Raw genomic sequence first — 16,313 nt, forward strand, 5'->3', positions numbered from 1 at the left:
GGGCCCCTGACAAGGCGGTGTGTGGCGGAAGCACGCGGCCGCCTGAAAAAGCGGTGTGTGGAGCGGATCGGCGATTTGGGGGAGAATGGGGTGCATGTCGATCAGCCATGAAGCCACACAGACCAACTCTGCGATCGGTGCCGAGCACATCGAATGGGTGCAGCAGCTGACCTCTCGCGCGCGGACCGCGATGAACGCAGTCCTCGAAGGCAAGGATGAGGCAGTCGGGCTGTCCCTCATCACTCTCCTGGCAGGAGGCCACGTCCTCCTGGAGGATGTGCCCGGGGTCGGGAAGACCCTGCTCGCGAAGGCGATGGGGAAGGTCGTGGACGGATCGGTGCGACGCATTCAGTTCACCCCCGACCTGCTGCCGACCGACGTGGTGGGAGTCAACCTGTTCAATCAGGAGACCCGCCACTTCGAGTTCCGCCAGGGTCCGGTGTTCGCGAACATCGTCATCGCCGACGAGATCAACCGCGCCTCACCGAAGACCCAGTCGGCGATGCTCGAGTGCATGGCCGAGAACCAGGCGACCATTGACGGCACGACCTACCCGATGCCCTCGCCGTTCATCGTCGTCGCCACTCAGAACCCGATCGACATGGAGGGCACCTACGCCCTGCCCGAGGCGCAGCGTGACCGCTTCATGATCCGTGTCTCCCTCGGTTACCCACGCATGCAGGATGAAGTCGACCTGCTCGACAACCAGATCGCCCACGATCCCCTCGGCAGCGCCCAGCCGGCGTCGAACCTCGAACAGATCACCCAGGCCAGGGATATCGTCCGCCACGTCGGTGCGAGCCGTCAGCTGCGCGAGTACATCGTCGCGATCCTCGACGCCACCCGCAATGATCAGGCGATCGTTCTCGGCTGCTCGCCGCGCGGCGGCGTCCATCTCCTCCGTGCCGCTAAGGCTCGGGCCGCACTGTCGGGCCGGACCTATGTCACCCCCGATGACATCCAGTCTCTGGCGCCCTACGTCCTCGCCCACCGCATCATTCCCCGCGACGGGGACGACGCGGACCTCGCGGCCGACCTCATCGGGCGCGTCATCGCACGCGTTCCCGTCTCTGCGAACCAGTGACCGCATGCGTCTGAGCACCTCGGGGATCATCTTCGTCATCACGGGGGCCGCCCTCATCGTCGCGGCCTATCGCTTCGCCCTGCCCGGACTGCTGCCCGCCGGAGTGCTGCTCCTGGCGCTCGTTCTGCTCTCGGCCCTCCTCATCCTCTGGGGCACCAGGAGGGTGTCCATCACTCTGGAGACGACGCTGCCCGAAGTCGCCCTTCCGCACTCGTCGGATCGCTACCCGCTCGCCCCCGAAGGCAAAGAGGTAGAGCTCGAAGCCCTGGTGGTCAACACCGGGCCGCTGGCGATCCCCGCCTCGACGATCGACTTCGTGGCCGCCGACGGCTTCGGCGAATCGACGACCGGTGAGGTCCCCGCACTGCGCCGGGGACAGGGACAGACGGTCCTGACCTCATTCATCCCCAACCGGCGCGGGCTCAGCGGCCTCGAGTCGGTGCTCATCACCGTCGCGGGGCCCTTCGGACTGGTCACGACGAAGAAGAAGGTTCTCGACGGCTTCCCCGTCGCAGTCGCCGTGCCGACCCTGGCCGCACGGATCCCGAAGGACTCCGCGATCCGACCGGCCCGCCTCGACGAGGGGAAGATCCGGTCCGGGCACACCACGCGCGACTTCCACACCCGCGAATACGTGCCCGGCGACGACCTGCGGCACGTGCACTGGCCGACGACGGCGAAGTCGGGTGAGCTCATGGTCCGCCACGAGGCCGAGGAGGAGACGCTCCACGCGCTCCTCGTCGTCGACCTCGAAGGCCCCGATGACCACCCCGACGAGTTGGAGACCGAATTCCTGCTGGCCGCCGCCACAGCCGCCGGCATCGCGTTCCTCCGCGCGGACTACGAGGTGTTCGCCGTGATGCCCGGGCATCAGATCCGCTTCAAGGGGGCGCGCGACGTGGACAGGCTGCGCCTGCTCACCGCCCTCGTCGAGCCCGGTCCTGTGCAGCTGCCGACCCATGACAATCCGAACCATGTCCTCATCTGCGCCGCGGACCAATCGCGTGCCGAGGAGATGGCTGCGCACTTCACCAAGCGGACGCCGGTCACGATCCGCAGCCTCAGCGAGCTCGACGACATGACGCTGCTGGGCCTGAGCGAGGATCTTCCCGAGTCGTGGACCGCCTTCGATTCCAAGCGAGTGAGACGATGAACGACGACCCCAGAACTCCAGCCTGGCTCGAAGCGGGCGCCGTTCTCGTGGCCATGGCGCTCACGGCCGTCGGCCTCTCCGCCGTGTTCGCAGACGTCAACTGGCTGCCCCCTGTGCTCGTGTCCGTGTTCCTCATCGTCGCCGTCGGCGCTCTGTTCAGAGGCATTCCGGCCCTGCGCGCCAGCGGGACGGCGGTCGTCGCCCAGTGCGTGGTCGGTGTGCTGACGGTGCTCGTCCTGTGTGTGCCGCAGACGCTGCTGTTCGGCTTCATTCCCACCGGTCGCTCCTTCGTCGGCGGCATCGACCTGCTCTCCACGGGAGTCAGCGACCTCTACGCCACGACTCCCCCGGCCCCGAGCACGCCCGGCTTCACGGCGATGCTCGTCATCGCCTTCACCCTGATCACGATCCTCATCGACGGTCTCGTCGCGGATCTGCGCGCGCCGAAGGTCAGCGGGGTGCTGCTGCTGGTCCTGTGGATGATCCCGGTCTTCTTCGCCCCGGCCCAGGTCAGGTGGTGGCATGTCGCAGCGATCCTGACGGCATTCCTGCTGCTCATGCTCAGCCCCTATTTCGCCTCGTCGAGGTGGCGGGGCGGACTCACCGCCCTCGTCGCGGGTGCTCTCGCCGTGGCGATCGGGCTCGGGATGCCAACGCTCCTGCCCCAGGTTCCGACCATCGAGAACCGGGCATCGGGCAACCAGGCCGACCTGACCGTGACGAACCCGTTCCTCGACCTGCGGGCGGATCTCGGCAACCGCGACGATGCCAAGCTGTTCAGCTACAGCACGACCGCGAAGAACCCACCGCCAGTGCGACTGACATCGATCGACGCGTTCGACGGCCAGAACTGGACGCCTTCGCCGTTCACGCTCGACCCCTTCGCCATCGCCGCCGAGGGGCTGCCGTGGCCGCAGGGCCTGCCCCGGGACAAGAACTACAGTGAACAGAGCATCGACGTCACGATCGGTGACTACGATCAGCAGTACCTGCCGACCCCTTATGCCCCGCAGCAGCCGTCCGGGCTCAACCGCCGATGGATCTATGACGAGAACTCGCTGGCGATCGTCGGAAACGGCGAGCGAACGGCAGGACTCAAGTATTCGATGGACTATCTCTCCGTCGAACCATCGGCCAAAGATCTGCAGTCGGCGACTCCCGTCGACTCGGGCGACTTCGAAACCGAACTCGAAGTCCCGGCCAGCCTGCCCCAGAGCGTGCGGGACACCGCCGACGAGGTGACTGCTGGGGCGGAGAACCAGTGGGAGGCAGCGGTTCTCCTGCAGGCGTATTTCCGCAGCGGCGAGTTCGAATACTCCCTCGATGCTCCCGAGCAGGCCAGCGGCGACGCGATCTCGGACTTTCTCGTCGACAAGAAGGGGTACTGCGTGCAGTTCTCCTCCGCGATGACGATCATGGCGAGAACCATGGGCATTCCGGCCCGGATCGGCGTCGGCTTCGCCGGGGGCGACAAGTCCGGCGACGAGTACGAGGTCAGTATGAAGGACTCGCACGCCTGGCCGGAGCTCTACTTCGAAGGCGCCGGCTGGGTACGGTTCGAACCCACCCCGGGCGGCCCGGCCGGTGCTCCTCCGCAGTGGTCGGTGGCCAGCGGGGATACCGGTGAGGAGTCGGAGGACGCCGAGGAGACCGCTTCACCGACCGAAGAGCCCACCGAGGATGCCTCCGAGCCGCCTGCGGCCGAGTCCGAGGCTCCTTCCGAGGAGCCGACGACGGCCGCGGCCGAGGAGACTGGCGCCGACTACACCACATACCTCTGGGCGGCACTGATCGCCGTGGTCGTCATCCTGCTCCTGGCGATTCCGGCCATCTGGCGAGTTCTCCAGCGGCGACGACGCACGGGCTCCCCGGTGGACCTCGAACATGTCTGGGCGGAGATCCGGGCGCTGGCGACCGATTACGGGCAGAGCCTCGATCCCAGTCGCACCCTGCGCTTCAACGAACTCGTCCTGGTAGGCAAGGTCACCGGAGATGCCAGTGCTGACGGCGACGGAGCCTCGATCGGTGCGACCGGTGCTGATGGCACTGGGACGGCGACGGGTGCCGAGTCCGCTGGCAGCGCTCTCGAGTCCCTGCAGAGTCCGCTTCCGACCCTGGTGCGACCGCATCGCGACTCGGCGTTGGCCTCCTTCATCGATGCGCTCGAGGCCCAACGCTATGGGTCTCGTGACGAGGACTTCAGCACCTCCGAAGGCCACGCCGTGGTCGATGAGGTGAAGACGGCGCTGTCCGACAGTGCGACGCCGGGCAAGAGAATCTCCGCCGTCATCTGGCCCGCCAGCGTCTTCGATCCGCCCAATTGAACCAGACCGTACCACCAGCCGCGCTCGCGCATTCACGTGTCGTGCGCGCTCTTCCGTTCACATGTGGTGCGCGCTCTTCCGTTCACATGTGGTGCGAGCGATCAGATTCAAACCTGATTGCTCGCACCACATGTGAACGGAACAGGAACGGCGTGCACTGAGTGTGATTGGAACCAGTCGAGGCCTCGCGACCTCAGTCTCGCGACGCCACGCCAGGTACAGGTTTCAGGCGGTGCACGGGGTTCAGTCGGCGGGGTGCCCACCGGACTTAATCGCGTGATCGCATGAACCTGCATCTCAATCACGTGACGGCACGAACCAGCATCTCATCACGTGACGGCACGAACCTGCATCACTTTTGGTGCTATACATCTGTTTCAGAACAGATGTATAGCACCAAAAGTGATGTGAGGCTGAACCCCTCAGACGCCCAACACTCTCGGCGACGGACCCCTCAGATGCCCAGCACTCTCGGCGACGAAGACGCGGTGGCAGCACTTCGCGGGCGGACTGCGCCGGCGATTCAGCGGGCCCAACAGGCACGACATCAGCGGGCCCAACAGGCACGACATGAACGTCCACCAAGCGGGCACAAAAAAGCGCCCTCCGTGAGGAGGACGCTTCGAGATGCCCTGGACGATGAGTCGGCGGTCACTCGCCTCGCTGGCGCTTCTCCCACCGGTCCTCGATGCGGTTCATGAAACCGGAGGGACCCTTGGGCTGCGACGTCGGGCCGGAGGACGACGGTGAACTCTTCACCGAACCACCGGCGTGAGGACGGCTGAACGCCCAGTACATTCCGGTCACCATGAGGCCGAATCCGACCACTCCGAGGACGATCCAGAGACCATGATGCGTGGCCATCGAGATCGCGAAGATGGCAGCGGCGAGACCGGCCAGGGCGAGTAGGATTCCCACCACGAATCGCCTCGCGGAGAAACCTGGGCTGCTGACGGCGGCCTGGGTTTCGGTGATGTTGCGCGCGAAACGTGGGTCTTCACTGCGAAGCTGCTTCTCCAGTTGGTCGAGCAGCTGCTGTTCGTGATCGGAGAGTGGCATCTCGAACCCCCGTTTCGTGCGCGTTGACTGATGCCTCAATCATAGTCTGTGAACACTGAAAAAACATATTGAGTACCAAGGGATGAACCTGATTCCCATGCCCTCTTGAGGCAGTGCGAAGGCATCCGGGCCGAGTCTTGAAATCATCTCGGAAACTAGTCCTCCCGCGGCGGCTTTCTCAGCAGAGAGGCTTGTGAGATCGCCTCGGTCCCGAACTTCCTCCGGACGTCGTCGAGAGCGACCTCCGCCTCCCTGGTCGAATGTTCGGGCTCATCCAGTCGAGCCTGTCTGCCGCTGACGGAGAAGTCCATCAGGCCTGCCGCGCGCACGCCCAGCAGCCGCACCCCCTTTGCCTTCGACTCCCGCAGGGTTCGCAGCGCGGGCCGCAGAGCTTCGTGGATCTCGATCGCGAGGTCCGTCGGCGCACCGAGCGTGACCGACCGCGACAGGGTGGTGAAGTCGGACAGCCGGTATTTCAGGCCCAGGCTTGTCGCGACCTTGCCCTCCGCGCGGATCCGATAGGCCACCTTGTCCGACAGGCGCAGCAGTTCGTGCTCGAGCTCGTCGAGATTCCAGACGTCGGCGCCGAAGGTGTGCTCGGCGCTGATCGAACGCTCCTTGGCCTGCCGATCGAGACCGTGGGAGTCCCTGCCGTGGGCGCTGTGCCAGAGATGGTGGCCGTGAGCGCCGAAGACTCGTGCCGCCCAGTCCTCGCTGACGGCGGCGAGGTCGCCGATGGTCCGGATGCCGTACTTGGCGAAGCCCTCCTGCGTCTTCTCCCCGACTCCGGGCAGCGCCTCGATCGGCATCGGATCGAGGAAGGCCTGGGTCGCGGCCAGCGGCACGAGGAGCTGCCCGGCGGGCTTGGCGCGGGTGGAGGCCAGCTTCGCCACGACCTGGCTGCCGGCGATTCCGACGGAGGCGTTGAGTCCGGTCCTCGCCGTGATCTCGGCTCGCAGCGCCGAGGTGATCTGCACGGGCGAACCGAGCCGGCGCACGGCGCCCGACACGTCGATGTACGCCTCGTCGACGCTGACCTGGTGATAGTCGGGTGTCACCTCGGCGACAAGGTCGAATACCTGGCGGGAGTACGAGGAGTACAAGCCGTGCGAAGGAGGGATCACCTCGGCGATGGGACACAGTCCCATGGCCCGGGACATGGGCATGGCCGCATGCACCCCGAACTCGCGAGCCTCGTAACTGGCGGAGACCACGACGCCGCGACCGGACCGGCCGCCGACGATGACGGGGCGGCCGACCAGCTCGGGCCGGGTCAGGAGCTCGACGGACACGAAGAACGAATCCATGTCCAGGTGCAGCATCGTGGCACCGGTGTCGTCCGTGCCCAGCCGGGTGAGATCACCACCGGATCGGGACAGCTGCTTCCGACTCATCTCTGCCGCACACCCATCGCCCTCCTGTCGGCCCGGAGCGCCCGGGCCAGGTAGTCTGTCTGTCATGGTATCGCGCACCACTGTCATCACATTGCCGCTCGCACTCAGCCTCCTCCTGGCAGGCTGCACGAGCCCCTCCGAAGCCCCCGCGCAGAGCGCGACTCCCTCGGCTCCTGCCTCCCAGACCGCCGAGGCGAGTGCCCAGCCCAGCCCGGAGCCGACGGAGACCGCTGCCCCGAAGCAGGACACGCAGGCCGCGGTCGAGGACCTCCCCGACTACCTCAAGCCCTACCCCGAGGCGGAAGTCCTCTCCGCCTCACGCGGAAAGGCGGAGGCTTCGGCGGATGCGAAGAACCTCGACCAGGTCAGCCTGGTGATGAAGGCCAAGGCCAAGCCCGAGGACATCTTCAAGTTCTACGCCAAGGACCTCGAGAAGGCCGGCTTCGAGACGTACGGCCAAGAGGTCAAGACCGACGAGGCCCGCGTCGCCAACTACCGCCACAAGGACAACGACGGTCTGCTCGTCGTCACCATCAGCAAGGACGCCAAGGATTCGAGCTCGGTCGTGACGGTCGGAGGGACCGTCGCTCCATGACGTCCGATCAGTCGACGCACCGATCGGCAGGCACCTCACCGGCACCGGCCGTGGCCGCCCTCGACGCACCGGAGGCCATCGCCGCCGAGGTGACCGCTGGTATCGCGGAGTTCCTCGAGTCCAAGGCCGATGAGTTCCGAGCGATCTCCCCCGACGCCGCCGAGATCGCGAACGCGCTCGTCGACTTCACTCGGGGCGGTAAGCGCATCCGTCCGGTGCTGCTGTGGTGGGGCTATCAGCTCGCGACCGGCGAGGGCTTCGACCGGGTTACGCTGTCTCCCGCCCTGGCGCAGGCAGCCGGTTCGCTCGAACTGCTCCATGCGGCGGCACTCATCCACGACGATGTGATCGATCACTCGGACACCCGGAGGGGCAAGCCGTCGCTGCATCGGCAGTTCGCGGGTCTCCACGCCGAAGCCGGCTATCAGGGTGACGGGGAGTCGTTCGGGGTCGCTGCCGCAATCGTCATCGGCGACATCTGCCTGGCGCTGAGCGAGGAGCTGTTCGAGACCGCCCAGACCACGCTGGGGATCACGCCCGCAGCTCGGGCCCTGCGCGCGCAGCTGCGTCGTGACGTCATGATCGGGCAGTTCCTCGACGTGCGCGCCGAGGTGATGCCCCTCGACGACGACCGCATCGCCGAGCGCGCCTGGGAGGTGCTCAGCTACAAATCGGCGAAGTACTCGGTCGAGCAGCCACTGCTGCTCGGGGCGGCGCTGGCAGGAGCCGACGAGGAGCTGCTCCGCGAGATCTCCCGCTTCGGCCTCCCCCTCGGGCAGGCGTTCCAGCTCCGCGATGACGTCCTCGGCGTCTTCGGGGATCCCGCCGCCACCGGCAAGCCGGCGGGCGACGACATCCGCGAGGGCAAGCGCACGGTGCTCATCGCCGAGAGCATGAATCAACTGACGGCCGCGGACGTCGAGGTCCTGGCCGCGCGCCTCGGCGACTCCGGACTCACCGACGCCGAGGTGACCGAGACGATGGAGATGCTGCGCTCGGGCCTCGAAGCGGTGGAGTCCACCATCGAAGCCAAGTACGCGCAGTCACTGTCGGTCCTCGAGGAGTGGTCGGACGGCGCGGCCAGGATCGGACCCGAGGCGCGCCGGCAGCTGACCGATTTCGCCCACGCCCTGAGCTTCCGGCAGAGCTGAGCTTCCCGCAGAGCTGACCCCCCGGGGCTGCTGAACCTCCCGCAGAGCCGAGTTCAGAAGGCCAGCGCCTGCGCGCGTCGCCTGACTTCCTTCCGGTTGCCCGCGCGGAGCAGGTCGATGGGCCGACCCGGCAGCGAATCGTCGGGAGTGAACAGCCACTCGATCGCTTCCTTGTCATCGAAGCCGGCGTCCCTGAGCGTGCTCAGGGTTCCCTTCAAAGGCGTCAGCACTGATCCGTCGAGGAAGAATGCGGTCGGAACCCGAATCACCTTCGGGTCTCCGTGCTTGTAGCCGCAGATCGCGCCGTCTTCGAGGAGCCTGCGCACCTGGGTGAAGCTCAGCCCGGTCGATTCGGCGATGTCTGGCAGTGTGGCCCAATCCTGGACGAGTTCTTCGGTATTCACACCCCAAGGGTAGCAATTGCCGCCGGTCGTGCGCGGCAGGCGCCGGAGCCGACTGCTCCAGGGGAAAAAACATGCCGCCATGCGGAGGCGAATGCCCAGTCGCGGGCGCTGGTCTCGATAACCTGGGGTGTGAAGCTTCCCCATCCGATTGAGTTCAACAGGTGACAGATGACTAGCACGCGACGGAATCCGCAGGTTCCCATTACCGCCGCCCCTGACATCCGTGCTGCCTCGAGGGTGAACTCGACGGGTCCGATTCCGGGACTTGCGGACGAGCAGGTTGCTTCGGGCGCGGACGAACGGGTGGGCACTGCCTCACAGTCAAGCACCAACCTGCAGGCAAGTCCCGCCCACCAGGCAAGCGCCACCCAGCAGAGTGCTGCCGCCCAGCAGACCGTCGGGCCGAGCTGGATCTCCGGCACCGCCTCCGAACCCGTTCCGGTCACCCACGGTGGCCGCACCTACAAGGTCAAGCAGGGTGACACCCTCTACGCCGTGGCCAGCAAGCACGGGGTCTCCGTGCCGGCGTTGGCCGAGCTCAACCGGATCTCCCCCCGCCAGAACCTGCAGCAGGGCCAAGTGCTGTCCCTGCCGGAGAAGAACGAGCTGCCCGACACCGACCCGTCCCACGTGGTCGCACCAGGAGAGACGCTGACCGGCATCGCCGCTCGACACGGGATGTCCCCCGGAGCCCTGCGCCGGGCCAACTCGATGGGCGACTCGTCCTACATCGCGGTCGGTGAGCTGCTGCTGCTCCGCGACTCCGCCGCCAGGCGACGCCGCCAGGTGCCCGAGGCACCCACCGTCCTTCCACGGGTGGCCGCCAGCGCGCAGACCCACGCCGTCAACCCCGACGTCCTCCACGCCGCCCGGCTCAACAAGTACACGCTGCTGCGGCGCAGGCACCCTGCCCCCGCGCAGGCCCGGCTGCTCGTCGCGCAGATCGCTGTGGAACTCGGCGCCGAGCCCGAACTCATGCAGGCCGTCGCGGCCCAGGAATCCGGCTTCCAGCACACCACCGTCTCCCCCGGCAACGCGATCGGGATCATGCAGGTCACTCCCCGTTCCGGTCGCTGGGCCAGTGACATCGTCGGACGTGCCCTCGATCTGCTCGACATCGCCGACAACATCGTCGCCGGCACCGTCATCCTCGGCTGGCTGATCGAAACCGCTGAGTCCGAGACCGAGGCGCTGGCCGGCTATTACCAGGACCTGCGCTCCGTCCGCGCCGACGGCGTCCTGCCCGAGACCAAGGCATTCGTCCGCGCAGTCCAGCTGCAGAGGCAGAGATTGAAGGAGGCGCTGTGAGCACTCGCACCGACCCACTCATCGGCGTCGTGCTCAACGAGCGCTATCGGATCGACGCCAAGATCGCTCGGGGCGGCATGGCCATGGTCTACCGGGGCACCGACCTGCGGCTGGACCGCGAGATCGCCATCAAGGTGATGCACGAGCACCTGATCAACGACGAGACCTTCGTCGAACGATTCCGGCGCGAGGCGATCAACGCCGGCAGGCTCACCCACCCGAACCTTGTCGCGATCCACGACCAGGCCCGCGACGGCGACATCGTCTACCTGGTGATGGAGTACCTGCCGTCGGTGACCCTGCGACGGGAACTGCGCCACCGGGGGCAGTTCACCCCGCGGCAGGCGATCGTGGTTCTCGACGCGATCCTCGCCGCGCTCGAAGCCGTGCACTCGACCGGCATCATCCACCGCGACCTCAAACCCGACAATGTGCTCCTGGGCACCGACGGCCAGGTCAAGCTCGCCGACTTCGGGCTGGCCCGAGCGGTGACAACAGCCACGACGACCAAGACCCTGATCGGCACCGTGGGCTATGTCGCCCCGGAACTGGTCACGCGCGCCGGCGCGGATGCCAGAACAGACCTCTACACGGTCGGCATCATGTTCTACGAGATGCTCACGGGCATCCAGCCCTACACCGACGATGTACCGATCCAGGTCGCCTACCGCCACGTCCACGACACCGTTCCCCCGCCGTCGGAGCATGTCTCGGGCCTGAGTCCGCGCCTCGACGCCCTCGTGCTGTGGGCGACGTCGAAGGACCCGGACGACCGCCCCGACGACTCGGCACAGTTCCGGCATGCCCTCGCCGAGGCGCGCGCGGAGATGACGGACGCCGAGCTCGACTTCGGCGCCCCGGAAGTCGAAACCGGTGGGCACGCCCCAGCGCTGACCGCGAGCATCGATCTCGGTGCGGAGGCCCCCAAGGAGAAGCGCTCCCGGACCGACGAGATCCCCTACCTCGACGAAGATGAAGAGGACCTCGCCGAGGCGGACGCCGCGGATCGTTCCGAAGAGAAGGATCGTTCCGACAGGGACGAGCCGCGCAGGACCGGTGCTCTTCCCGCCACCGCCCTGATGGCCGGCACCGCCGCCGCGGGTGCTGTGCCGGCCGACTCCGCCCAGAAGGCAGACGCCGCCGCCGAGAAGTCGCCGGCCGCCGCTGCCGGCGCTGCGACCGGTGCCACCAGAACGGCCGATGCTGCTGCCGACAAGTCAACGCCAGACGCCGCCGCCGAGAAGTCAACGCCAGACGCCGCCGCCGAGAAGCCGACGGCCGGCGCTGCCGCCAACAAGACCGGCGATGCCGGCGCGACGCCGGCCGGCACCGCTGGGTCAGCGAGTGTCGCGACCGCGACGGCCGCCTCGGCGAGCTCGGCGGGACACCGACGGAGACGACGACGCTTGGCCACCACGGTGGCTGCGGGGTTCGTGGTCATCGCGCTCATCGCGTGGATGATCGTCGCGAACCTGCCGGCGCGCTCGGCCATCGTGCCCGGCGAACTCGCCGGGAAGCAGGCCTCAGTCGTGACGTCCCAGCTCAAGGACACAGGTCTGCAGCCGCAGACGAAGGAGGTCTTCGACGACACGGTCCCGGCGGGAGTCGTCATCGGCACCGATCCCGTGGCCGGAGCAGAGCTGGAACCGAAGTCCGAGATCACCGTGGTCGTGTCGAAGGGCGAGGAGCTCTTCGCGGTCCCGAAGCTCGCCGGCCTCCGCGCTGAGGACGCGAAGACTGCGCTGGAGAAGTCGGGGCTGGCTGTCGGAAAGGTGACGACCGAGCACAGCAACGAGGTGAAGAAGGACGTCGTCATCTCCGCCTCGGTGAAGCCGGAGGAGAAGCTGACCGGCGGCGAGAAGGTCGATCTCGTCGTGTCCCAGGGACCGGCGCCGATCCCGGTCCCTGATGTCGAGGGGCTCAGCTACGACGCTGCCTACGCGACTCTGGCCAAGCGCGGTTTCCGGGTGGGCAAGGAAGAGGTCTTCTCCGATACCGTGCCGAAGGGCGACGTCGTCTTCCAGTGGCCCAAGAGCACCGAGGCGAAGCCCTACGACTCGCTCGTCATCGTCCGCGTCTCCAAGGGCAAGGAGAAGAAGGACGAGCCCAAGGACGACAAGAAGGACGAGAAGAAGGCCGACGAGACGAAGGCTGACGAGACGAAGGACGACTCCGGGGACAAGTGACGCCTCCCTCGAGGAGATTCGGCGAACACTGCCGGCGAATCGCCTGACGGCGTCAGCGCATCAGCCGACAGCCTCGGCGAGAGCATGAAGAAGGCCTCTGCGTGATCACGCAGAGGCCTTCTTGTCCGTTCGGTGCGTCAGTTCCGGCGGGTCAGGTACTCAGCGACCTGGAACGCCATTTCCAGCGACTGGTCGTGGTTGAGGCGAGGATCGACCAGCGTCTCGTAGCGACGACGCAGTCCCTCGTCGTCGATCTCAGTCGCTCCCCCCATGATCTCCGTGACGTCGTCGCCGGTGAGCTCGACATGGAGCCCGCCCGGGATCGTGCCGGCATCCTGATGAGCGGTGAAGAACCGCTCGACCTCGGCCATGACGTCTTCGAACCGGCGAGTCTTGTACCCGGTGTTCGAAGTGATCGTGTTGCCGTGCATCGGGTCGCAGACCCAGGTCACGTGCGGCAGCCGGCCGCCGATGCCCTTGAGCAGCTTGGGCAGCGTCTCGGCGATCATCGACGCCCCCATGCGAGTGACGAAGGTCAGGCGGCCCGGCTCGCATTCGGGATCGAGCTTCTCGGCCAGCGCCAGCGCATCGTCGGCGGTCGCGGTCGGACCGAGCTTGACGCCGATCGGGTTGCGCACCTTCGACAGGAAGTCGACATGCGCCCCATCGATCTCACGGGTGCGCTCACCGATCCACAGGAAGTGGCCGGAGACGTCGTAGGCCTGACCCGTGCGGGAATCGATCCGCGTCAGCGCACGTTCGTACTCGAGCAGGAGCGCCTCGTGGGCGGCGTAGAACTCGGTGGTCTTGAGAGCCTCGAAGTCGGCACCGCAGGCGTCCATGAACCGGACCGCGCGATCGATCTCGCGTGCGGTCTGCTCGTAGCGCTGGTAACCAGGGTTGGAGGTGAGGAAGCCGCGGTTCCATTCGTGAACCAGGCGCAGATCAGCGAATCCGCCCTGGGTGAACGCACGGATGAGGTTGAGCGTCGACGCCGAGACCTGGTAGGCCTGCACGAGGCGCGCCGGATCGTGGGCCCGGGATTCCTCCGTGAACTCGTATCCGTTGACGATGTCGCCGCGGAAGGACGGCAGCGTCACGCCGTCGCGCGTCTCCGTGTCGGTCGAACGCGGCTTGGCGAACTGGCCGGCCATGCGACCGATCTTGACCACCGGCATCGAACCGCCGTAGGTGAGCACGGCAGCCATCTGGAGGACGGTCTGGACCCGCGCCCGGATCTTGTCGGCCTGCGCACCCGCGAATGATTCGGCGCAGTCTCCGCCCGCCAGGACGAAGGCCTCACCGCGCGAGGCTGCGGCGATCCGCTGTTTGAGCACATCGGCTTCGCCGGCGAAGATCAGCGGCGGCGAACTCCGCAGACGCGTCAGAGCGTCTTCGAGGGCTTCCGGATCGAGATACGTCGGCTGCTGCTTCGGCTCCATGTCTCGCCAGTCGTCGAGACCGCCGAGGTGGTCGGTGTCGGCGTGGGCGATATCCCTGTTGTCGAATACCGGATCTATATGGAGGCTCACTGTGGCTCTTTCTTCATGATTCACTGCCGGTTTCGAAGTCCTCGGCGGAGACGTTGTCGAGGAAGTCCCTGAACTGGGCCACCTCTTCCTCGTCGGCTTCGGGAGCTTCGATTCCGGCTTCTTTGAGTAGGTCCGAATCGACGTACACGGGGCACTGAGCGGTCAGCGCCAAGGTCACGGCGTCCGAGGGCCTGGCTGAGATCGACTTGCCATCGCTGGTGTGGATCTCGGCGAGGAAGATCTGGCCGTCCTTGCCCGTGATCGCCACGTCCGCCAGCTCGGCGTCATAGGAGCTGAGCACATCGAGCAGCAGCGCGTGGGCCATCGGCCGCGGCGGGGTCAGGCCCCGTTGCGCGATGGACAGCGCGTTCGCCTCGATGGCGCCGACCCAGATGGGCAGGTAGTACGCAGGTTCGGTGGCCTTGAGCAGAAGGATCGGTTGGTTGGCTGGCATCTCGATGCGCACACCGACAACCTCGACTTCGACGTTTGACATTATCCCCCGGTCAGGAGCGCGGACGCTGCTGGAAGATCATCCGGAACTTGCCGATCTGAACGTCCGCACCGTTGTGCAGTTCGATGGAGTCGATCAGCTGGCGACCCACATAGGTGCCGTTGAGCGAACCGGTGTCACGGAGGGTGAATCCGCTGGGAGTCCGAATGAACTCAGCGTGCTTGCGCGACACCGTGACATCGTCGAGGAAGATGTCGGCGTTGGGACTGCGTCCCACGGTCACCACGTCCGTGTCGAGCAGGATCTGCGAACCCGAGTCGGGTCCGGAGACGACGACGAGCAGAGCGTCCGTCTCCTGCAGACCGTCGAGGTCAGGCACCGGATGGATCTCACCGGTGTGCGGGTCCAGAATTCCCTGAAAGGCCTGCTGGTTCTGCTGGCTCTGTCCCTGCGGCTGCTGCTGATGCTGGCCCTGGTCCGGCTGTCCCTGCTGCTGGTACTGCCCCTGGTGCTGCTGGTACTGGCCCGGCTGCTCCTGGTGCTGCCCGGAGCCGCCCTGATCGCCATAGGGCTGCTGAGGACCCGACCCCGCCGACTGCTGCGACTGGTACTCGTCATGTCCCTGCGCGGAGGTCTCGTCGGTCGGGTGCTCGGCATGCCGACCCCGGCCCGAACCACCGAACTGCTGTCCGCCGTCAGGAGCACCGTACTGCGGTGCCTGAGGTGCATCATTGACCGCCTGCTGACCATAAGGCGGGGTGTGCCCCTGCCCGGTCGCCTGCGGATCTCCGGCGCCTCCACCGGCACCGTACTGGGCTGCCTCGACCTGCCAATGGTTGCGGGTCTCCGTGTCAGGAGCAGACTCACTGCTGCCAGCACCGAACGGGAACTTCTTCGACTTCGGCGCCTGACCGTTGTCATACCAGGACTGCGAGGGGCCCTGACGACCCTGGTCATTGTTCTGCGACATCACGCCTCCTCGCTTTCAACGAATTCTCTGTACTGCTCGCTGTCCAGCAGTGCTTCGACCTGCTCAGGCTCACTGAGTTGGACGAGGAACATCCATCCGTTTTCGAATGGAGACGAGTTCACGAGCTCCGGCGTACCGTCCAGCTCGTCATTGACTTCCGTCACCGTGCCTGACACCGGGGCGATGAGATCGGACACACTCTTCGTGCTCTCGACCTCGCCGCAGGATTGATCTGCGGTGATCGAATCGCCGACAGCGGGCAGATCGACATAGACGACGTCACCCAGCTGTTCCTGGGCAAAATCAGTGATACCCACACGGACAACGGCATTGTCCTCCGTGGTTTCGACCCATTCGTGGTCGCGTGAGTATCGCAAAGACACTGGATAATCCAGATCCGCCATGTCGACTCCTCTTAGCTTGTTGTTCTCCCAAGCATAGCCGCCTGGGGGACGTTCATAACAATCACGAAACAGAAATGATACCTAGCGCCTGAGCCAAGGCTGTCCGAAGGTCCATTCTTCCGTGACTACCTGGGATGATACTAGTTTCCTGTATGTCACGAAACGCAATTTTGGCACTTCGCCGATGATCGTTATAGGCTAGGTCTCGTTGCCTCACGAGGGTGTTCGGTAACGGGCTATGGCGCAGCTTGGTAGCGCGCTTCACTGGGGGTGAAGAGGTCGTGGGTTCAAATCC

The 16,313-nt window shown here is 66.2% G+C and carries 14 protein-coding genes; 7 read left to right on the forward strand and 7 right to left on the reverse strand.

Annotation, left to right across the window (positions count from 1 at the left end):
* Positions 1-94 precede the first annotated feature (94 nt).
* The 3 genes from RIT73_RS15640 to RIT73_RS15650 are packed head-to-tail and all read left to right on the forward strand — an operon-like array spanning position 95 to position 4,561.
* Positions 95-1,084, forward strand: a complete 990-nt coding sequence (locus RIT73_RS15640) for an AAA family ATPase (protein WP_309133025.1) — start codon at positions 95-97, stop codon at positions 1,082-1,084.
* 4 nt (positions 1,085-1,088) lie between these two features.
* Positions 1,089-2,237: a DUF58 domain-containing protein gene (locus RIT73_RS15645; RefSeq protein ID WP_309133026.1), complete on the forward strand. Its 1,149-nt coding sequence runs from the start codon at positions 1,089-1,091 to the stop codon at positions 2,235-2,237.
* Positions 2,234-4,561, forward strand: a complete 2,328-nt coding sequence (locus tag RIT73_RS15650; protein ID WP_309133027.1) for a transglutaminaseTgpA domain-containing protein — start codon at positions 2,234-2,236, stop codon at positions 4,559-4,561. The genes RIT73_RS15645 and RIT73_RS15650 overlap by 4 nt, the downstream gene beginning before the upstream one ends.
* Positions 4,562-5,212: 651 nt before the next feature.
* Here the strand turns inward: RIT73_RS15650 and RIT73_RS15655 are convergent.
* Entirely contained in the window at positions 5,213-5,620 is a 408-nt protein-coding gene (locus tag RIT73_RS15655) for a DUF3040 domain-containing protein (protein ID WP_309133028.1), read from the reverse strand.
* Positions 5,621-5,775: 155 nt separating this feature from the next.
* The gene (gene dinB, locus RIT73_RS15660; RefSeq protein ID WP_309133029.1) at positions 5,776-7,014 is read right to left on the reverse strand and encodes a DNA polymerase IV; all 1,239 of its coding nucleotides are present in this window, start codon (positions 7,012-7,014) and stop codon (positions 5,776-5,778) included.
* Between the two features lie 64 nt (positions 7,015-7,078).
* Here dinB and RIT73_RS15665 point away from each other — a divergent pair, with 64 nt between their 5' ends.
* Complete coding sequence (locus RIT73_RS15665) at positions 7,079-7,609, forward strand: hypothetical protein (RefSeq protein WP_309133030.1); 531 nt, start codon at positions 7,079-7,081, stop codon at positions 7,607-7,609.
* A complete protein-coding gene (locus RIT73_RS15670; protein WP_309133031.1) occupies positions 7,606-8,760 on the forward strand; it encodes a polyprenyl synthetase family protein in 1,155 nt (384 codons plus the stop codon). The genes RIT73_RS15665 and RIT73_RS15670 overlap by 4 nt, the downstream gene beginning before the upstream one ends.
* A gap of 53 nt (positions 8,761-8,813) precedes the next feature.
* Here the strand turns inward: RIT73_RS15670 and RIT73_RS15675 are convergent, their stop codons facing one another.
* Complete coding sequence (locus RIT73_RS15675) at positions 8,814-9,164, reverse strand: Rv2175c family DNA-binding protein (RefSeq protein ID WP_309133032.1); 351 nt, start codon at positions 9,162-9,164, stop codon at positions 8,814-8,816.
* Between the two features lie 168 nt (positions 9,165-9,332).
* Between RIT73_RS15675 and RIT73_RS15680 the strand changes: the two genes are divergently transcribed.
* On the forward strand, positions 9,333-10,472 hold the full coding sequence (locus RIT73_RS15680) for a LysM peptidoglycan-binding domain-containing protein (protein ID WP_375295021.1): 1,140 nt from the start codon (positions 9,333-9,335) through the stop codon (positions 10,470-10,472).
* A complete protein-coding gene (locus tag RIT73_RS15685; RefSeq protein ID WP_309133034.1) occupies positions 10,469-12,658 on the forward strand; it encodes a PASTA domain-containing protein in 2,190 nt (729 codons plus the stop codon). Before RIT73_RS15680 ends, RIT73_RS15685 begins: the two co-directional genes overlap by 4 nt.
* Before the next feature lie 137 nt (positions 12,659-12,795).
* Here RIT73_RS15685 and RIT73_RS15690 read toward each other — a convergent pair whose 3' ends face one another.
* The 4 genes from RIT73_RS15690 to gcvH are packed head-to-tail and all read right to left on the reverse strand — an operon-like array spanning position 12,796 to position 16,018.
* Positions 12,796-14,190, reverse strand: a complete 1,395-nt coding sequence (locus RIT73_RS15690; protein WP_309133035.1) for a class II 3-deoxy-7-phosphoheptulonate synthase — start codon at positions 14,188-14,190, stop codon at positions 12,796-12,798.
* Positions 14,191-14,203: 13 nt separating this feature from the next.
* Positions 14,204-14,686, reverse strand: coding sequence for a bifunctional nuclease family protein (locus RIT73_RS15695; RefSeq protein WP_309133036.1), 483 nt, complete (start codon positions 14,684-14,686; stop codon positions 14,204-14,206).
* Positions 14,687-14,696: 10 nt separating this feature from the next.
* Positions 14,697-15,614, reverse strand: a complete 918-nt coding sequence (locus RIT73_RS15700) for an FHA domain-containing protein (protein ID WP_309133037.1) — start codon at positions 15,612-15,614, stop codon at positions 14,697-14,699.
* Positions 15,614-16,018 carry a glycine cleavage system protein GcvH gene (gene gcvH, locus RIT73_RS15705; RefSeq protein ID WP_309133038.1) on the reverse strand — a complete coding sequence of 135 codons (405 nt, stop codon included), beginning with the start codon at positions 16,016-16,018 and terminating at the stop codon, positions 15,614-15,616. The genes RIT73_RS15700 and gcvH overlap by 1 nt, the downstream gene beginning before the upstream one ends.
* Positions 16,019-16,313: the final 295 nt, after the last annotated feature.

It is taken from the genome of Brevibacterium sp., assembly GCF_031179145.1.
GTDB lineage: Bacteria > Actinomycetota > Actinomycetes > Actinomycetales > Brevibacteriaceae > Brevibacterium.

Coding starts and splice junctions, on each gene's coding strand:
- RIT73_RS15655 (WP_309133028.1), bottom strand. CDS start 5,620: ATGCCACTCTCCGATCACGAACAGCAGCTGCTCGACCAACTGGAGAAG.
- RIT73_RS15670 (WP_309133031.1), top strand. CDS start 7,606: ATGACGTCCGATCAGTCGACGCACCGATCGGCAGGCACCTCACCGGCA.
- RIT73_RS15700 (WP_309133037.1), bottom strand. CDS start 15,614: ATGTCGCAGAACAATGACCAGGGTCGTCAGGGCCCCTCGCAGTCCTGG.
- RIT73_RS15695 (WP_309133036.1), bottom strand. CDS start 14,686: ATGTCAAACGTCGAAGTCGAGGTTGTCGGTGTGCGCATCGAGATGCCA.
- RIT73_RS15665 (WP_309133030.1), top strand. CDS start 7,079: ATGGTATCGCGCACCACTGTCATCACATTGCCGCTCGCACTCAGCCTC.
- RIT73_RS15640 (WP_309133025.1), top strand. CDS start 95: ATGTCGATCAGCCATGAAGCCACACAGACCAACTCTGCGATCGGTGCC.
- dinB (WP_309133029.1), bottom strand. CDS start 7,014: ATGAGTCGGAAGCAGCTGTCCCGATCCGGTGGTGATCTCACCCGGCTG.
- RIT73_RS15645 (WP_309133026.1), top strand. CDS start 1,089: ATGCGTCTGAGCACCTCGGGGATCATCTTCGTCATCACGGGGGCCGCC.
- RIT73_RS15650 (WP_309133027.1), top strand. CDS start 2,234: ATGAACGACGACCCCAGAACTCCAGCCTGGCTCGAAGCGGGCGCCGTT.
- RIT73_RS15680 (WP_375295021.1), top strand. CDS start 9,333: ATGACTAGCACGCGACGGAATCCGCAGGTTCCCATTACCGCCGCCCCT.
- gcvH (WP_309133038.1), bottom strand. CDS start 16,018: ATGGCGGATCTGGATTATCCAGTGTCTTTGCGATACTCACGCGACCAC.